We start from the raw sequence: 14,497 nt of genomic DNA, 5'->3' as shown, positions 1-14,497 counted from the left end.
CCTCCTAGGAGCATCCCCATGACGCCGCACGAGGCCGATGGACTTCACCGCCAGGGCCTCGTCGCGGCGCAGGCCGGCCGGTTCGAGGACGCGCTGGACCTGATCGGCAAGGCCATCGAGGCCTATCCCGGCGTGCCGATCTGGTGGGCCAACTACGGCCTCGTGCTGGAAAGCATGGGGCACGCGGCGGCCGCCGCGAACGCCTACTGCGGCGCGCTGAACCTCGACCCGTCGCAGGACATCGCGATGGAGGGGCTGCTCGCCGCGACCGAGGCGATCCGTGCCGCCGGGCACGCCGACAAGGCCAGCGACACGCTCCACCGCGCCGTCGCCCTGAACCCGAAGAGCCTCGCCGCCGTCGCCAATCTGGCCGTGCTGCGGCGCGTGCAGGACCGGCGGGCGGAGGCCCTCGCGCTCTACGACCGCGCCGCCCGGCTCGACCCGGCCAGCTGGGTTCACCCCTACAACCTCGGCAACACGCTGGCCGAGATGAACCGGCTGAGCGAGGCCGACGCCGCTTATCAGACGGCCCTTGCGCTCGACCCTGGCCGGGCGGAGATCCGGGCCAACCGCGCGACCCGCGCGCTCGCCATGCAGGGCCGCGCCGACGAGGCGCTGGCCGAGATCGACAGCGCGCTGGCCCTGTTCCCCGACGCCGACGCGCTGCACGCCGCGCGCCTTTGCCTGATGCAGCTCCAGCCCGGCCTGACGCTGCCGCAGATCGCCCAGGCGCACGCCGACTGGGGCGCCCGCCACCCGGACCGCCCGCCGCCCGCCGTGCCGGCCCCCGCGCCGAAGCTGCGGATCGGCTACGTCTCGCCGGACTTCCGCGCGCATCCCGTCGGCTTCTTCCTGGAACCCGTGCTGGCCCATCACGACCGCACGGAGTTCGAGGCTATTTGCTACGCCAACACCGTCAACTCCGACTGGAAGACCCAGCGGTTGATGGACCACGCCGACCAGTGGGTGTGGACCACCGGCCTGGACGACGAGGCACTGGCCGAGCGCATCCGCGCCGACGGCATCCACATTCTGGTCGATCTGGCCGGCCACACCGCCGGCAACCGCCTGCCGGTCTTCGCCCGCCGCGCGGCGCCGGTGCAGGCGACCTGGGCCGGCTATGTCGGCACCACCGGCCTGCCGGCCATGGACTATCTGATCTCCGACGCGCGCCAGAGCCCCGAGGGGGCTGACGGCTGGTGCATCGAGGGCGTGGTGCGCATGCCCGACGCCTACGTCCCCTGGGGACCGCCGGAGGACGCGCCGCCGGTGTCGCCGCTGCCGCTCGCCGCGCGCGGCTACCCCACTTTCGGCTCCTTCAATGCCCTGCCCAAGCTGAACGACGAGGTGGTGGCGCTGTGGGCGCGCGTTCTGGCCGCTGTGCCCGACTCGCGCCTGCTGCTCCGCGCGCCGGGGTTCGAGGACGAGGGCACTGCATCGCTCGTCCGGGCCCGGTTCGAGCGCGCGGGCGTGGACCCGGCCCGCCTGGACCTGCTGCGCGGGGCGCCGCACCGCGCTTTCCTGGCCGGCTACGCGGGCGTGGATGTGGCGCTGGACCCGTTCCCGTACTCCGGCGGTCTGACGACGCTGGAGGCGCTTTGGATGGGCGTGCCCGTGGTGACGCTGGGCGGCGACCGCTTCAGCGCGCGCCATGCCGTCACGCACCTCGCCTCCGCCGGCCTGTCCGATCTGGTCGCCGACGGCCCGGACGCCTACGTCGCCAAGGCCGCGTCCCTGGTGGCCGACCCCGCCGAACTGTCCCGCCTGCGCGGAAGCCTGCGCGATCGCCTCGCCAAATCCCCGGCGCTGGATGGCGTCCGCTTCACCCGCGCGCTGGAAGCGGCCTACGGTGTGATGTGGCAGCGCTTCGAATCCGGGCAGGGGCGGGCGTCCTTCTCCCTCAGCTTCGATTGACGCAGCGTCAGGCGCGCTCGGAACCGGGCGCGCCGGTGCTCCACAGCAGGCCCAGCACCACGCCCTTGCAGCGCGGCAGCAGAACCAGCGTCAGCAGCAGGGTCAGCGCCGGCCAGATGGCGAAATGCACCCAGGCTGCCGGCTGGTAGTTCTGTTCGAAGGACAGCAGCAGCGGAATGACGATGTGGCCGACGATCAGGATGGTCATCCAAGGCGGCGCGTCGTCGGCGCGGAAATGCCCGTACTCCTCGCCGCAGTGGGCGCAGCGGTCCACCGGCTTCAGGTAGCTCTTCAGCAGGCGGCCCCGCCCACAGGCCGGGCAGCTGCCCATCAGCCCGCGCAAGGCCGCCGAGATCTTGGATCGGGACTCCGGTCCGGTCGCCATGTCCTTCGCCTCTCCCTCGCGTTTCGCGTCATATGGGGAGCGGCGGTCGCAAGTTCACGTCGCGGACGGTTGGGTGGGCGGCTCTTCCTTGTGCACGGCCTCAGCGCGGCGGGCGATGTTCTCCAGCCGCATCTGGAGTTCATGGGCGCACAGCGCGTATGAGGCGGCGTGCGCTTCGGCCGCGATGTCGGCGATGGCCTGCTCCAATTCGCGGATTCGGGCCTCGCGAGGATCTTTACTCATTGCATCCTGCTCCGAGCAGTTGACGTAAGGGGCCGCGGCGTCTACGGGAAGGATAACCACTCCCGGAGAGGTTGGAGCCATGAAGATCACCCGCCTGTTCCTCGCCGCCACGGCGGCTGTCGCCCTGACGACCTCGGTGGCGTACGCCCAGACCAAGACCGTCGCCATCACCGCCATCGTCGAGCATCCGGCGCTGGACGCCACCCGCGACGGCGTGGTGGACGCGCTGAAGGCAGCCGGATTCACGCCGGGCCAGAACCTGAAGGTCGAGTATCAGAGCGCCCAGGGCAACCCCGCTACCGCCGCGCAGATCGCGCGCCAGTTCGCGGGTTCCCGTCCGGATGTGATCGTTCCGATCTCCACCCCCTCGGCCCAGGCCGTGGCGGCCTCCACCCGCGACATTCCGGTGGTCTTCACCGCCGTGACCGACCCGGTCGGCGCCCAGCTGGTCAAGAGCATGGAGAAGCCCGGCGGCAACGTCACCGGCGTGTCGGACATGGCCCCGGTCGGCGAGCACGTCGCCCTGATCCGCGAGATCGTGCCGGCCGTGAAGCGCCTTGGCGTGCTCTACAACCCCGGTGAGCCGAACTCCGTCTCCCTGGTCAAGGCCCTGAAGGACGAGGCCACGAAAGCCGGCCTGACCGTGACCGAGGCGACCGCCACCAAGTCCGCCGACGCCCAGCAGGCGGCCCGCAGCCTCGTCGGCAAGGTGGACGCGCTCTACGTGCCGCTGGACAACACGGTCGTTTCCGCCCTGGAGAGCGTCGTCGCCGTCGGCCAGCAGTCGAAGCTGCCGGTCTTCTCCGCCGACACCGACAGCGTTGCGCGCGGTGCGGTGGCTTCCATCGGCTTCGACTACCGTCAGGTCGGCCGCCAGACCGGCGAGGTCGTCGTCCGCGTCCTGAAGGGCGAGAAGCCCGGCGACATCCCGGCCACCTACGCCAAGGGCACCGATCTGTTCGTAAATCCGAAATCCGCCGAGGCGATGGGCGTCACCATCCCCGAGGCTGTGACCAAACGCGCGACCAAGGTGGTCGGGCAGTAACGTCCGAGCAGCAACTTTTGATGTGAAAGGTTCCGCAATGAGCCCCCATCCCAACCTTCCTCCGCCTTCGGCGGGGGAAGGGGCTTGAGTTCCCTCCCTCGCCGAAGGTGGGGGAGGGTTAGGGTGGGGGCCCACCGAGGGAACTCATGGGCTTTGAATGAGTGAAATTGCCTTTTTCGGGGCGGTCGAGATTGGGCTGGTGTACGCGCTGGTCGCCCTCGGCGTGTACCTGTCGTTCCGCGTGCTCGACTTCCCCGACCTGACGGTGGACGGCAGCTTTCCGCTGGGCGCCGCCGTGGCCGCGACTCTGCTGGTCGCCGGGGTGAACCCATGGCTGGCCAGCATCGCCGCCGCGCTGGCGGGGTCCGTCGCCGGTCTGGTCACCGCGACACTGAACGTACGCTTCAAGATCCTGCACCTGCTCGCCAGCATCCTGACCATGATCGCGCTGTTCTCCGTGAACCTGCGCGTGATGGGGCGGCCGAACGTGGCGCTGCTGATGCAGGATACGGTGCTGACGCCGTTTTACGGCCTTGGCCTGCCGGACCATGTGGTGCGCCCGCTGGTCGTGCTGCTGGTCGTCGTGGTGGTGGTGCTGTTGCTGGCCCGCTTCCTGGCGTCGGAATTCGGCCTCGCCATGCGGGCGACCGGCGTCAACGCGCGCATGGCCCGCGCGCAGGGCGTCCAGACCGACTTCCACATCTACACGGGCATGGCCCTGTCGAACGGCCTGTGCGGCCTCGCCGGCGCGCTGTTCGCGCAGACCAACGGCTTCGCCGACGTGACCACGGGCATCGGCACCATCGTGGTCGGCCTCGCCGCCGTCATCGTGGGCGAGACGGTGCTGCCCGCCCGCGCCATGCTGTGGGCGCTGGTTGGCTGCGTCGTCGGCTCGATCCTCTACCGCCTCGCCGTGCAGCTGGCGCTGTCGGCCGACGTGATCGGCCTCCAGGCGTCGGACCTCAACCTCGTCACCGCCCTTCTGGTGGCGGTTGCCCTGATCCTGCCGCGCGTGCGGCTCAAGAAGGCGGGGGCAGCTCGATGATCACCGTCAACGACATCCACGTCACCTTCGGCCGCGGCACGCCCCTGGAAAAGCACGCCCTGCGCGGCGTGGATCTGACCATTCCGGAAGGGCAGTTCGTCACCGTCATCGGCTCCAACGGCGCCGGCAAGTCCACCTTCCTGGGCTCGCTGGCCGGCGACGTGATCGCGGAGCAAGGCAGCATTTCCATCGACGGGATCGACGTGACGCGCTGGGCAACGCCCAAGCGCGCCGGCCTCGTCGCCCGCGTCTTCCAGGATCCGATGGTCGGCAGCTGCACCGCCCTGACCATCGAGGAGAACATGGCGCTGGCGGCATCGCGCGGGCGCAAGCGCGGCCTCGGCCTCGCGCTGGGCCACGATCGCCGCCACCACTTCCGCGACCGCATCGCGGAGCTTGGCCTGGGGCTGGAGAACCGACTGCACGACCGCATGGGCCTGCTGTCCGGCGGCCAGCGCCAAGCGGTCAGCCTGCTGATGGCGACGCTGTCCGGCTCCAAGATCCTGCTGCTGGACGAGCACACCGCCGCCCTCGACCCCGGAACGGCGGAGTTCGTGCTGGGCCTGACCCGCCGCATCGTGCAGGAGAACGGCTTGACCACGCTGATGGTCACCCACTCCATGCGGCAGGCGCTGGATTACGGCGACCGCACGGTGATGCTGCACGAGGGCCGGATCGTGCTCGACGTTTCGGGCGAGGAGCGCGCCGGCCTCGACGTGCCGCATCTGTTGGCCCTGTTCGCTAGGCAGCGCGGCGGCGAGGACATCACCGACGACAGCCTGTTGATCGGCTGAGATCTACCGCTCCTCCCGGTCGGCTTCGAACAGGGCTTGCAGTTCGGCGGCGGCCTGCCGGGAGGACTGGATCAGCCGGCTTTCGTCATGGTGGACGGCGTGCTGGCGGATCAGCGTGCGCTCGTCATGCGCGCGGAAGGTCTCGACCGTGTGACGCGCCTCGTCCTCCGGCAGGCCCAACGTGCGCAGCACGTCGCCGGTCAGGCGCAGGCTGGAATCGAAGGTCTCGCGCACGATGTGGCGCACGCCCCGGTCCATCAGGTGGTGGGCGTGCCGCCGGTTGCGGGCGCGGGCCAGGATGGTCAGCTGGGGGAAATGGCGCGTGGCGATCTCCACCACGCGCAGCGACTGTTCCATGTCCTCCAGCGCGACCACCAGCACCTTGGCCTTCTCGGCTCCGGCGGCGCGCAGAAGGTCTTCCCGCGTCGGGTCGCCGTAATAGACCTTGTTGCCGAAGCGGCGCACGAAATCGACCTGCGCGGCGCTCTGCTCCAGCGCGGTGAAGGGGATGCCGCGCAGGCGCAACACGCGCCCGACGATCTGCCCGACCCGCCCGAAACCGCAGATGATGACCGGCGGCTCCTCGTCTCCATCGATGGCGTCGAACGGGCGCACCGGGCGCTTGATGAGGCGGGGCGCCAGCCAGCGCTCCTCGGCGGAGAAGATAAAGGGCGTCGCGATCATCGACAGCGTCACCACCAGCATCGCCGCCGCCGACTGCTCCGCCGTCATGGCGCCGACCGCCACCGCCAGCCCGAACAGCACGAAGCCGAACTCGCCGCCCTGGCTCAGCACGGAGGCCAGCCGCGCCGATCCGCCCGACCGCAGCCCGGACGCGCGCGCCAACCCGAACAGCACCGCCGCCTTCAGGACCATCAGCCCCAGCGCCAGCGCCAGGAAGCGCATCGGCTCGGCCATCAGCGCCTTGATGTCCGCCCCCATGCCCACCGACACGAAGAAGAACCCCAGCAACAGCCCCTCGAACGGCGCGATGTCGGCCTGCACCTCGTGCCGGTATTCGCTGTCGGACAGCAGCACCCCGGCCATGAAGGCGCCCAGCGACATGGACAGGCCCGCCCAGGCCGCCAGCTCCGCCGTGCCCAGAACGATCAGCAGGGCGGTCGCCGTGAAGATCTCCGGCGTCTTGGCCGCGTCCACCGCCCGGAACACCGGGCGCAGCAGATAGCGCCCGCCGATCAGGATCGCCGCGACGGCCAGCCCCCCTTTGGCGACCGCCACCCACGCCCCGTCGGCATCCGGCAGTTCACCCCCGTTTCCGAGCAGCGGCAGCAGCGCCACCGCCGGGATGATGGCGAGATCCTGGAACAGCAGGATGGAAAAGGCGCTGCGCCCGGCGTTGGTCGTCAGCAGTTCCCGCTCCGCCAGCATGGGCAGCACCATAGCGGTGGAGGACAGCGCCAGCCCGAACCCGATCACCACCGAGGCCGCCAGCGGCAGCTTCAGCAGCATCACGGCGGCCCCGGCGATCACGGCACCCGTCACCACCACCTGCGCGCCGCCCAGCCCCAGCACGGCCTTGCGCATCACCCACAGACGCGCCGGCCGCAGCTCCAGCCCGATCAGGAACAGCAGCATCACCACGCCCAGTTCCGACACGTGGGCGATGGCCTCCACGTCGGTCACGAGCCCCAAGCCGCCCGGCCCGATGACCAGCCCCGCCGCCAGATAGCCCAGCGGAGCCCCGAAGCCGAGGCGCTTGGCCACCGGCACGGCCAGCACCACCGCCGCCAGCAGAACCACCAGTGTGATGAGATCCGACATGCGCCCCGCCCCGGCCTTTGCATTCGGGTGAGTATATGGGGCGGCGGCGATAGTGCGGCGAACACGGGGCCAAGCCCCGGATCGGAAAAGCGTTCTCGTGCTACGCGGTTCGGCATACTCAAGTATGCATGACGGCCGGGATGCTATGGCGTTAATTTCAATGACTTGGGCATTGCTGCAGTATTATGACCGAAACCCTCTGTCTGAGGACGACAACCCCGGTCGAGGCGGTGATGGTGCGTGCGATTCCCGAAGTTTCGCTCCTGACGGGGCGGAGACGGGCGGCGGAAACCGCCGCTCTGGGCATCCCCCTGCATCGTCGCACCGGGGTGCGGCTGTGGATTCTGTTCCTTCTGCTCCTGCTGCCGATCGTCGCCCACGGCGTGGTGATGGAGGTCAAGAACCGCCAGGAACGTTTCCAGCATGAACTGGACATGCTGAGCGACCGGGTGGACGGGGCCGAGCAGGTGAAGTCGGTCCTGTTCCAGGCAACCCACGACATTCTCCGCGCCCTGTCGCAGATCGAAGCGGTGCGAAGCGGGGATGACGCGGCCTGTTCCGAAACGCTGGCCCGTGTCGCGACCCAGTATCGGCAATACACCGCCTTCACGCGGGTGGACGCGCGGGGGCGCATCACCTGCAGCTCCCAGCCGATCGGACGGCCGCTGGACGTTTCCGGAGACCCGGCGCTCCTCAACGCCTTCTCCAGCCGGATCGCATTGGTCAGCCCCGTCGCCACCGGACCGATATCCGGCCAGCGGATCATCGTCTTTTCCCTGCCCATCCTGAATCCGTCCGGCGACGCGATCGGCATCGTCAACACGGGGTTGGACCTGGCTTGGTTTCAGGCGGAACTCGCCAAGGCGGTCCCCAAGGACAACGCCGGGCTGGTCCTGTTCGACAGTCGGGGATCCATCCTCGCCCAACTGCCGGCGGCCGGCACGTCGCCCGCCGCCTCTCCCGGTTCTGTTGCCGCTCCGCTCGGCGAACTCGTCGCGGAAAGGCGGGAAGGGCGCGGCGAGTACCTCAACCCGAACGGTGTGCGGGTGTTGGCCAGTTTCGTCACGCGCGACGACATGCTGGGCGGTTTGCACATCGCCGCCTACATCCCGGCCGCGACGATCGACGCTGACCTCGACCGCGACCTGCGGGACCGGCTGGCCGTCCTTGCCGCCGTCATCCTGCTGTCCATGGCCGTGTTCTGGGCGGCGGCCGATTTCCTCATCCTGCGGGGCGTGCGCAGCCTGATGCAGCAGGCGGAGCGTCTGGCGCACGGCGATCTGCGCGTGCGCTCGACGGTGCCGGAGGCGGGTGCGGCCGAGCTTCGGCTGCTGGGCGATGCCTACGACCGGATGGCTGAGGAGTTGCTGGCGCGCGAACAGGCGCTGACGACCAGCGAGGCGCGCCTGCGGATCGCGCTGGAAAGCGCCGCGATGGGCATGGCCGATTACGACCTGCGAAGCGGGCGGTTTATCCGCTCTCCGCTGGTGGACGAGATGTTCGGCTTTCCCCTGGACGGCGTCGAACGGGACGGGGAGGAGTTCTACGCCCGCGTCCATCCGGAGGACGCCGTGGAGGTGCGGCGGGTCTTCCGGGAGGCGGCGAGCAGCGGCGGCCACGTCAACATCGAATACCGCGTGCGCTGGCCGGATGGAACGGTGCGCTGGATCTCCTCGCGGGGAGAGGTCATGCCGTCGCCGGACGACTTGGCGCCGCGATATCTCGGCGTACTGCGCGACGTCACTGAGCGCAGGCGGATGGAGCGGGCGCTGCGCGAATCCGAGGAGCGGTTCCGGACCATGGCCAACTCCGTGCCCGACATCCTCTTCATTCAACGGTCGGACGGGACCTGCGAGTATCACAACCAGCGCTTCTACGATCTGACCGGGCTTTCCATGGCTGAGGAGGCCAGCACCTACGGCACGGCGGTTCTGCACCCCGACGATCGCGAACGCTACCTCCAGCGATGGGCGAGCAGCGGCCGCACCGGGGCGGTCTTCGAGGATGAATGCCGGGTGCGCATGGCCGACGGCGGCTATCGGTGGTTCGTGGTGCGCGCCTTTCCCGTCCGTGATGCCAACGGGGACATCCGCCGCTGGATGGGGTCGGCGGCGGACATCGACGACCGCAAGCGGGCGGAGCAGGCCCTGCACGCTGCCCGGCTGGAGGCGGAGCGGGCGAACCGGGCCAAGTCCCGCTTTCTCGCCGCCGCCAGCCACGACCTGCGCCAGCCGCTCAACGCCATGAGCCTGTTCCTGGGCGTGCTGCAAACACACGTCGATGAGGTGGGCAAGACCGTGGTGCCCCAGATCCAGACCTCGCTCGACGCGATGATCGAGCTGTTCAACGCGCTCCTCGACCTGTCCAAGCTGGAAAGCGGCGCCGTGGAGATCGAGGTGAAACCCGTCCCCGCCGCGCCGATTCTGGAACGGCTGCGCACCGATTTCTCAGGCATGGCGAAGGCGAAGGGGCTGGACCTGCGCGTCGTGCCCAGCCGGGGGGTGCTGATGACGGACGCGCCCCTGCTGGAGCGGATTCTGCGCAACCTCGTGTCCAACGCGATTCGCTACACGGAGTCGGGCAAGGTGCTCGTCGGGTGCCGCCGTCGCGGCGATGTCCTGCGGATCGAGGTGCACGACACCGGCCCCGGCATCCCGCCGGAGGACCAGCGGCGCGTCTTCGAGGAGTTCTTCCAGCTGGCCAACCCGGCACGGCAGCGCGACGGCGGCCATGGTCTGGGCCTCGCCATCGCCAAGCGGACGGCCGATCTGCTGAACCATCCCCTCGGGCTGGACAGCACGCCGGGGCGCGGCAGCTGCTTCCAGGTGAGCGTGCCGCTCGCCGGGACCTCCGCATTTCCGGGGCAGGCCGTGACGGCGTCCGCCGCGAAGCCCTCCGGCGCGACGCGCAAGCGGGTGTGGGTGGTCGAGGACGACCCGCTGGTGTCGGCGGCCATGGCGCTGGTTCTGGACGAACTGGGCTGCGACGTGGTGAGCGTGGAGAGCGCGGCCGAGGCGATGGCCTTGGCCGAGGATGCCGATCTCGACCCGGATCTGGTGATTTCCGACTATCGGCTTCCCGGCGACGCCAACGGGTTGGCCGTCATCCGAGCCGTTCGCGAACGGCTCGGCGACGACGTCAAGGTCTGCATCGTGACGGGCGACCCGGCCGACGACATCGAGCCGCAGGCCCGCCGCGCCGGCGCCCAACTGCTGCGCAAGCCGATCCGCAGCCAGGATCTGGTCAGGCTCCTGGAAGACGCGTGAGGCGCCGAACTCCCTCTCTCTACGGGGGAGGGAGTTCGGCGTTCTCTCACTGCACCACGATGCGCGGTGCGGCGCGGACCGGACCCTGGTCGCCGGAGACCTTCTCCCAGACGCGGGTGGCGATCCGGCGGTAGGCCTTGGCGTGCTCCGATTCGGGCTGGGAGACCACGATGGGCTGGCCCTGGTCGGAGGTCTCGCGGATGTCGATGTGCAGTGGCACCTCGCCCAGGAACTCCATCCCCAGCGTCTCTGCCTCCTTGCGGGCGCCGCCATGGCTGAAGATGTCGCTGCGGTGGCCGCAGTTGGGGCAGCAGAAATAGCTCATGTTCTCGATGATGCCGAGGACGGGCACGTCCACGCGGCGGAACATGTTCAGCCCCTTGCGGGCGTCCAGCAGCGCGATGTCCTGCGGGGTCGAGACGATGACCGCGCCGGCCAGCGGCACCTGCTGCGCCATGGTCAGCTGTGCGTCGCCGGTGCCCGGCGGCATGTCCACCACCAGCACGTCCAGCGTGCCCCAGTTCACGTCGCGCAGCATCTGCTGTAGCGCGCTCATCACCATGGGCCCGCGCCAGATCATCGGCGTGTCCTCGGCCACCAAGAAGCCCATGGACATCACCTTGATGCCGTAGTTCTCCATCGGCTCCAGGATGCGGCCGTCGTGGCTGGTCGGCCGGCCGGATATCCCCAGCATGCGCGGCATGGAGGGGCCGTAGATGTCGGCGTCGAGCAGGCCGACCTTCAGCCCGTTCGCCGCCATGGCCAGCGCGAGGTTGCTGGCCGTGGTGGACTTGCCCACGCCGCCCTTGCCCGAAGCGACCGCGATGATCGCCTTCACGCCCGGAACCAGCGCCTTCTGCTCGCCGGCGCCGCCGTGGGCGTGCCCGTGCCCGCCGTGCTGATGACCGCCATGCTGATGCGCCTGCTGCGGGGCGGCCTGACCGGCTTCGCGGTGGGCCGTCAGGACGGCCGTGACCGACAGAACGCCCGGCAGCCTTTCCACGGCCTTCTCGGCGGCGTGGCGCACCGGCTCGGCCTGGGCGCCGCGCTTGGGGTCCACTTCGATGGAAAAGGCGACGTTGCCGTCCCGGACCACAAGGCCCGACAACATGCCGAGGCTGACGATGTCCTTGCCCCGGTCCGAATCGATCACGGTCCTGAGAGCATCAAGGACTTGAGCTTCGCTGACCTGCGCCATGGTTGAAAACTCCGCTGCCTTCCCGATATTGGCGGATATCCGTCGGTGGAATCCTCTCCGAAGGGAGAGGCACTATAGGGCCGTCGGGCAATAATGGTAAAGGGACCGAACCATCCGGCAAGCTCATACCGGCAAGGGATCGGTCCAGGAACGAGAGAGCGCGAAGGGGAACGAACGGAATGCCTTGGACCAATCAGGGTGGGGGTGGCGGTGGCGGCCCCTGGGGACCTCCGCCGGGCGGCGGCCCGAATCCGTGGGGTCGTCCGCCGGGTGGCGGCGGTGGAGGTGGGGGCGGTGGCGGCCCGCAGCCGCCCGACCTTGAGGATCTGCTGCGCCGTGGCCAGGATCGCCTGAAGCGGGTCATGCCCGGCGGCGTCGGCAGTGGCCGGGGCATCGCGCTGGTCGTCGGCCTGCTCGCCGCCATCTGGCTTGCCAGCGGCATCTACCGGGTCGAGGCGGACGAGCAGGGCGTGGTTATGCGCTTCGGCCAGTGGGTCCGCACCGAACAGCCGGGTCTGCGCTATCACCTGCCGGCGCCCATCGAGACGGTGCTTCTGCCGAAGGTCACGCGCGTCAACCGAATCGAGATCGGCTACCGTTCGGCCGGCGAGGGACGGCGCGGCGATCGCGACGTTTCCGACGAATCGCTGATGCTGACCGGCGACGAGAACATCGTCGACATCGACTTCACCGTCTTCTGGGTCATCAAGGACGCGGGCCAGTATCTGTTCAAGATTCGCGAGCCCGAGGTCACCGTAAAGAAGGCGGCTGAAAGCGCGATGCGTGAGGTCATCGGCCGCACCGACCTGCAGCCCGCCCTGACCGAGGCCCGCCAGCAGATCGAAACCTCCACCCGCCAGCTGCTCCAGGCCATGCTGGACGAATATCAGGCGGGCATCGAGGTGACGCAGATCCAGTTGCAGAAGGCCGACCCGCCGGCGCCCGTCATCGACGCCTTCAACGACGTGCAGCGCGCCCGCGCCGACCGCGAACGCGCCCGCAACGAGGCGGAAGCCTACCGCAACGACATCATCCCGCGCGCCCGAGGCGAGGCGGAACGCCTGATCCAGGAGGCCTCGGCCTACCGCGAGCAGGTCGTCAGCCTGGCGCAGGGTGACGCCGAGCGTTTCCGCAAGGTGTACGAGGCCTTCTCGCTGGCCCGCGACGTGACCGCCAAGCGCATGTATCTGGAAACGATGGAAGAGATCCTGCGCGGCGCCCACAAGGTCATCATCGACGGCAACGCGCAGGGCGCCCAGGGCGTCGTGCCCTACCTGCCGCTCGGCCAGCTTCAGCCGGCGCCCGCCGCGGCGGCACCCACCGCCACCGTGCCGGCCAAGCCCGGCCAGCAGCCGAACCGCTGAGGAGGCGACGCCATGAACCGTACCCTTCTGTTCGCCGGCATCGGCATCCTCGCCGCGGGCATCGTTGCTTCGGCCTCCCTGTTCACGGTGAACGAGGCGCAGCAGGCCCTCGTCCTCCAGTTCGGCGAGCCGATGCGCGTCATCCGCGAACCGGGCCTGAAAGCCAAGATCCCCTTCATCCAGGAAGTGCGCATCCTCGACCGCCGCGTCCTCGACCTCGACCCGCCGGTCGAGCAGGTCATTCTGGCCGACCAGAAGCGCCTGGACGTGGACGCCTTCGCCCGTTACCGCATCCTCGACCCGCTGCGCTTCTACCAGTCCGCCGGAACCGAGGCGGTGGCCGAGACGCGCCTGAACGCCATCGTGAACTCGGCGCTGCGCCGCGTTCTCGGCAGCGTAACGCTGCTCGCCATCCTCTCCGACGAGCGTCCCCGCGTGATGAACGACATCCGCGGTCAGGTGAACAGCGAGGCCCAGCGCTTCGGCATCGAGATCGTCGATGTCCGCATCCGCCGCGCCGACCTGCCGGAGGAGACCAGCCAGTCGATCTTCGCCCGCATGCGGTCCGAGCGTGAACGCGAGGCGGCGGAGGCCCGCGCGCAGGGTCAGGAGCAGTCCCAGCAGATCCGCGCCCGCGCCGAGCGCGAGCGCACCGTCATCCTGGCCGAGGCCCAGCGCGATTCGCAGGTCCTGCGCGGCGAGGGCGACAACCAGGCGATCAAGCTGATCGGCGAAGCGACCTCGGTCGATCCGCAGTTCTACAGCTTCTACCGGACGCTGGAAGCGTACCGGAAGTCGCTGAACAAGGACGACACCACCATGGTGCTGTCCCCGAGCGGCGAGTTCTTCCGCTACTTCGGCGACGCCAGCGGCGGCGGGCAGGGCGCTCCGGCCCCCACCAGCACCCCGGCCCCGCAACGCCCGACCTCGCCGGCCCCGGCGACGGCCTCGCAGTAAGGTCTCGAATTCCCTCCCCTGCGAATGCGGGGGAGGGTTAGGGTGGGGGCAAGTGTCTTCACCTGAAACAAATCCATGACCGACTTCTTCACCGCACTGGCCCTCGTCCTTGTGATCGAGGGCCTTCTCTACGCGATGTTTCCCGCCACCATGCGCCGGGTCATCGCCGAAGCCCTGGCTTTGCCGGAAAACCAGCTCCGCATCGCCGGGCTGACCGCCGCCGTGATCGGCGTCGGCCTCGTCTGGCTGCTGCGCGCTCCGTGAATGTTTCCGCGTGAAGTCCAGTGGCCTGATTCTTCGCGTGATCTATGGACCCGCGCGTCATTTTCCGGCCATACTTGTGCCCATACACTCGCCCGCCCGCCGTGCAGCGGCCGGCCCGCGTGCGGTCGCTTGAAGCGGTGCCGTACGGGGCCTACATCCGCTACACGGATCGGGTGAGCGCCCCCGGTCCGCACCCCAATCGGGACGAAATCGCGGCCGGACGTCCGGCAGGGAGAGCTG

The 14,497-nt window shown here is 69.4% G+C and carries 12 protein-coding genes; 8 read left to right on the top strand and 4 right to left on the bottom strand.

The genetic code is table 11. The annotated features are described in order from the left end of the window. Window positions 1-18: 18 nt before the first annotated feature. The gene (locus J2852_RS06215; protein ID WP_209872562.1) at window positions 19-1,914 is read left to right on the top strand and encodes an O-linked N-acetylglucosamine transferase, SPINDLY family protein; all 1,896 of its coding nucleotides are present in this window, start codon (window positions 19-21) and stop codon (window positions 1,912-1,914) included. 7 nt (window positions 1,915-1,921) lie between these two features. Here J2852_RS06215 and J2852_RS06210 read toward each other — a convergent pair whose 3' ends face one another. Continuing rightward, window positions 1,922-2,299 (bottom strand): DUF983 domain-containing protein, encoded by a 378-nt coding sequence (locus tag J2852_RS06210; RefSeq protein WP_209872559.1) that lies wholly within the window; start codon window positions 2,297-2,299, stop codon window positions 1,922-1,924. Between the two features lie 54 nt (window positions 2,300-2,353). Beyond that, window positions 2,354-2,542, bottom strand: coding sequence for a hypothetical protein (locus tag J2852_RS06205; protein ID WP_209872557.1), 189 nt, complete (start codon window positions 2,540-2,542; stop codon window positions 2,354-2,356). A 79-nt stretch (window positions 2,543-2,621) separates the two neighbouring features. On the opposite strand from J2852_RS06205, the gene J2852_RS06200 reads away from it, so the two are divergent. From J2852_RS06200 to J2852_RS06190, 3 genes are all read left to right on the top strand, one after another. Continuing rightward, on the top strand, window positions 2,622-3,587 hold the full coding sequence (locus J2852_RS06200) for an ABC transporter substrate-binding protein (RefSeq protein ID WP_209872554.1): 966 nt from the start codon (window positions 2,622-2,624) through the stop codon (window positions 3,585-3,587). 157 nt (window positions 3,588-3,744) lie between these two features. Further along, window positions 3,745-4,632: an ABC transporter permease gene (locus J2852_RS06195; RefSeq protein WP_209872550.1), complete on the top strand. Its 888-nt coding sequence runs from the start codon at window positions 3,745-3,747 to the stop codon at window positions 4,630-4,632. Then, window positions 4,629-5,426, top strand: a complete 798-nt coding sequence (locus J2852_RS06190; RefSeq protein WP_209872547.1) for an ABC transporter ATP-binding protein — start codon at window positions 4,629-4,631, stop codon at window positions 5,424-5,426. The genes J2852_RS06195 and J2852_RS06190 overlap by 4 nt, the downstream gene beginning before the upstream one ends. A 3-nt stretch (window positions 5,427-5,429) precedes the next feature. On the opposite strand, the gene J2852_RS06185 is transcribed toward J2852_RS06190, so the two are convergent. Next, window positions 5,430-7,208, bottom strand: coding sequence for a monovalent cation:proton antiporter-2 (CPA2) family protein (locus J2852_RS06185; protein ID WP_209872544.1), 1,779 nt, complete (start codon window positions 7,206-7,208; stop codon window positions 5,430-5,432). Window positions 7,209-7,441: 233 nt separating this feature from the next. On the opposite strand from J2852_RS06185, the gene J2852_RS06180 reads away from it, so the two are divergent. After that, entirely contained in the window at window positions 7,442-10,474 is a 3,033-nt protein-coding gene (locus J2852_RS06180; RefSeq protein WP_209872541.1) for a PAS domain-containing protein, read from the top strand. A 46-nt stretch (window positions 10,475-10,520) separates the two neighbouring features. Here the strand turns inward: J2852_RS06180 and apbC are convergent, their stop codons facing one another. Further along, complete coding sequence (apbC, locus tag J2852_RS06175; protein ID WP_209872539.1) at window positions 10,521-11,672, bottom strand: iron-sulfur cluster carrier protein ApbC; 1,152 nt, start codon at window positions 11,670-11,672, stop codon at window positions 10,521-10,523. Window positions 11,673-11,851: 179 nt separating this feature from the next. Here apbC and hflK point away from each other — a divergent pair, with 179 nt between their 5' ends. The 3 genes from hflK to J2852_RS06160 all read left to right on the top strand — a co-directional run bounded on the left by hflK (window position 11,852) and on the right by J2852_RS06160 (window position 14,257). Continuing rightward, window positions 11,852-13,036 carry an FtsH protease activity modulator HflK gene (gene hflK, locus J2852_RS06170; protein ID WP_209872536.1) on the top strand — a complete coding sequence of 395 codons (1,185 nt, stop codon included), beginning with the start codon at window positions 11,852-11,854 and terminating at the stop codon, window positions 13,034-13,036. A gap of 12 nt (window positions 13,037-13,048) precedes the next feature. Beyond that, window positions 13,049-13,993: a protease modulator HflC gene (gene hflC, locus J2852_RS06165; RefSeq protein ID WP_209872532.1), complete on the top strand. Its 945-nt coding sequence runs from the start codon at window positions 13,049-13,051 to the stop codon at window positions 13,991-13,993. Between the two features lie 75 nt (window positions 13,994-14,068). Next, the gene (locus J2852_RS06160; protein ID WP_209872529.1) at window positions 14,069-14,257 is read left to right on the top strand and encodes a DUF2065 domain-containing protein; all 189 of its coding nucleotides are present in this window, start codon (window positions 14,069-14,071) and stop codon (window positions 14,255-14,257) included. Window positions 14,258-14,497: the final 240 nt, after the last annotated feature.

This window comes from Azospirillum soli (genome assembly GCF_017876165.1).
Lineage (GTDB): Bacteria > Pseudomonadota > Alphaproteobacteria > Azospirillales > Azospirillaceae > Azospirillum > Azospirillum soli.
Note: the sequence above shows the minus strand (reverse complement) of the source record. Positions and strands in the feature narration are given on the sequence as shown.

What these genes read in the sequence shown, in the direction of transcription:
- J2852_RS06160 (WP_209872529.1), top strand. Translation starts at nt 14,069, where the DNA reads ATGACCGACTTCTTCACCGCACTGGCCCTCGTCCTTGTGATCGAGGGC.
- J2852_RS06205 (WP_209872557.1), bottom strand. Translation starts at nt 2,542, where the DNA reads ATGAGTAAAGATCCTCGCGAGGCCCGAATCCGCGAATTGGAGCAGGCC.
- J2852_RS06200 (WP_209872554.1), top strand. Translation starts at nt 2,622, where the DNA reads ATGAAGATCACCCGCCTGTTCCTCGCCGCCACGGCGGCTGTCGCCCTG.
- J2852_RS06210 (WP_209872559.1), bottom strand. Translation starts at nt 2,299, where the DNA reads ATGGCGACCGGACCGGAGTCCCGATCCAAGATCTCGGCGGCCTTGCGC.
- J2852_RS06190 (WP_209872547.1), top strand. Translation starts at nt 4,629, where the DNA reads ATGATCACCGTCAACGACATCCACGTCACCTTCGGCCGCGGCACGCCC.
- J2852_RS06180 (WP_209872541.1), top strand. Translation starts at nt 7,442, where the DNA reads ATGGTGCGTGCGATTCCCGAAGTTTCGCTCCTGACGGGGCGGAGACGG.
- J2852_RS06215 (WP_209872562.1), top strand. Translation starts at nt 19, where the DNA reads ATGACGCCGCACGAGGCCGATGGACTTCACCGCCAGGGCCTCGTCGCG.
- hflC (WP_209872532.1), top strand. Translation starts at nt 13,049, where the DNA reads ATGAACCGTACCCTTCTGTTCGCCGGCATCGGCATCCTCGCCGCGGGC.
- J2852_RS06195 (WP_209872550.1), top strand. Translation starts at nt 3,745, where the DNA reads ATGAGTGAAATTGCCTTTTTCGGGGCGGTCGAGATTGGGCTGGTGTAC.
- apbC (WP_209872539.1), bottom strand. Translation starts at nt 11,672, where the DNA reads ATGGCGCAGGTCAGCGAAGCTCAAGTCCTTGATGCTCTCAGGACCGTG.
- J2852_RS06185 (WP_209872544.1), bottom strand. Translation starts at nt 7,208, where the DNA reads ATGTCGGATCTCATCACACTGGTGGTTCTGCTGGCGGCGGTGGTGCTG.
- hflK (WP_209872536.1), top strand. Translation starts at nt 11,852, where the DNA reads ATGCCTTGGACCAATCAGGGTGGGGGTGGCGGTGGCGGCCCCTGGGGA.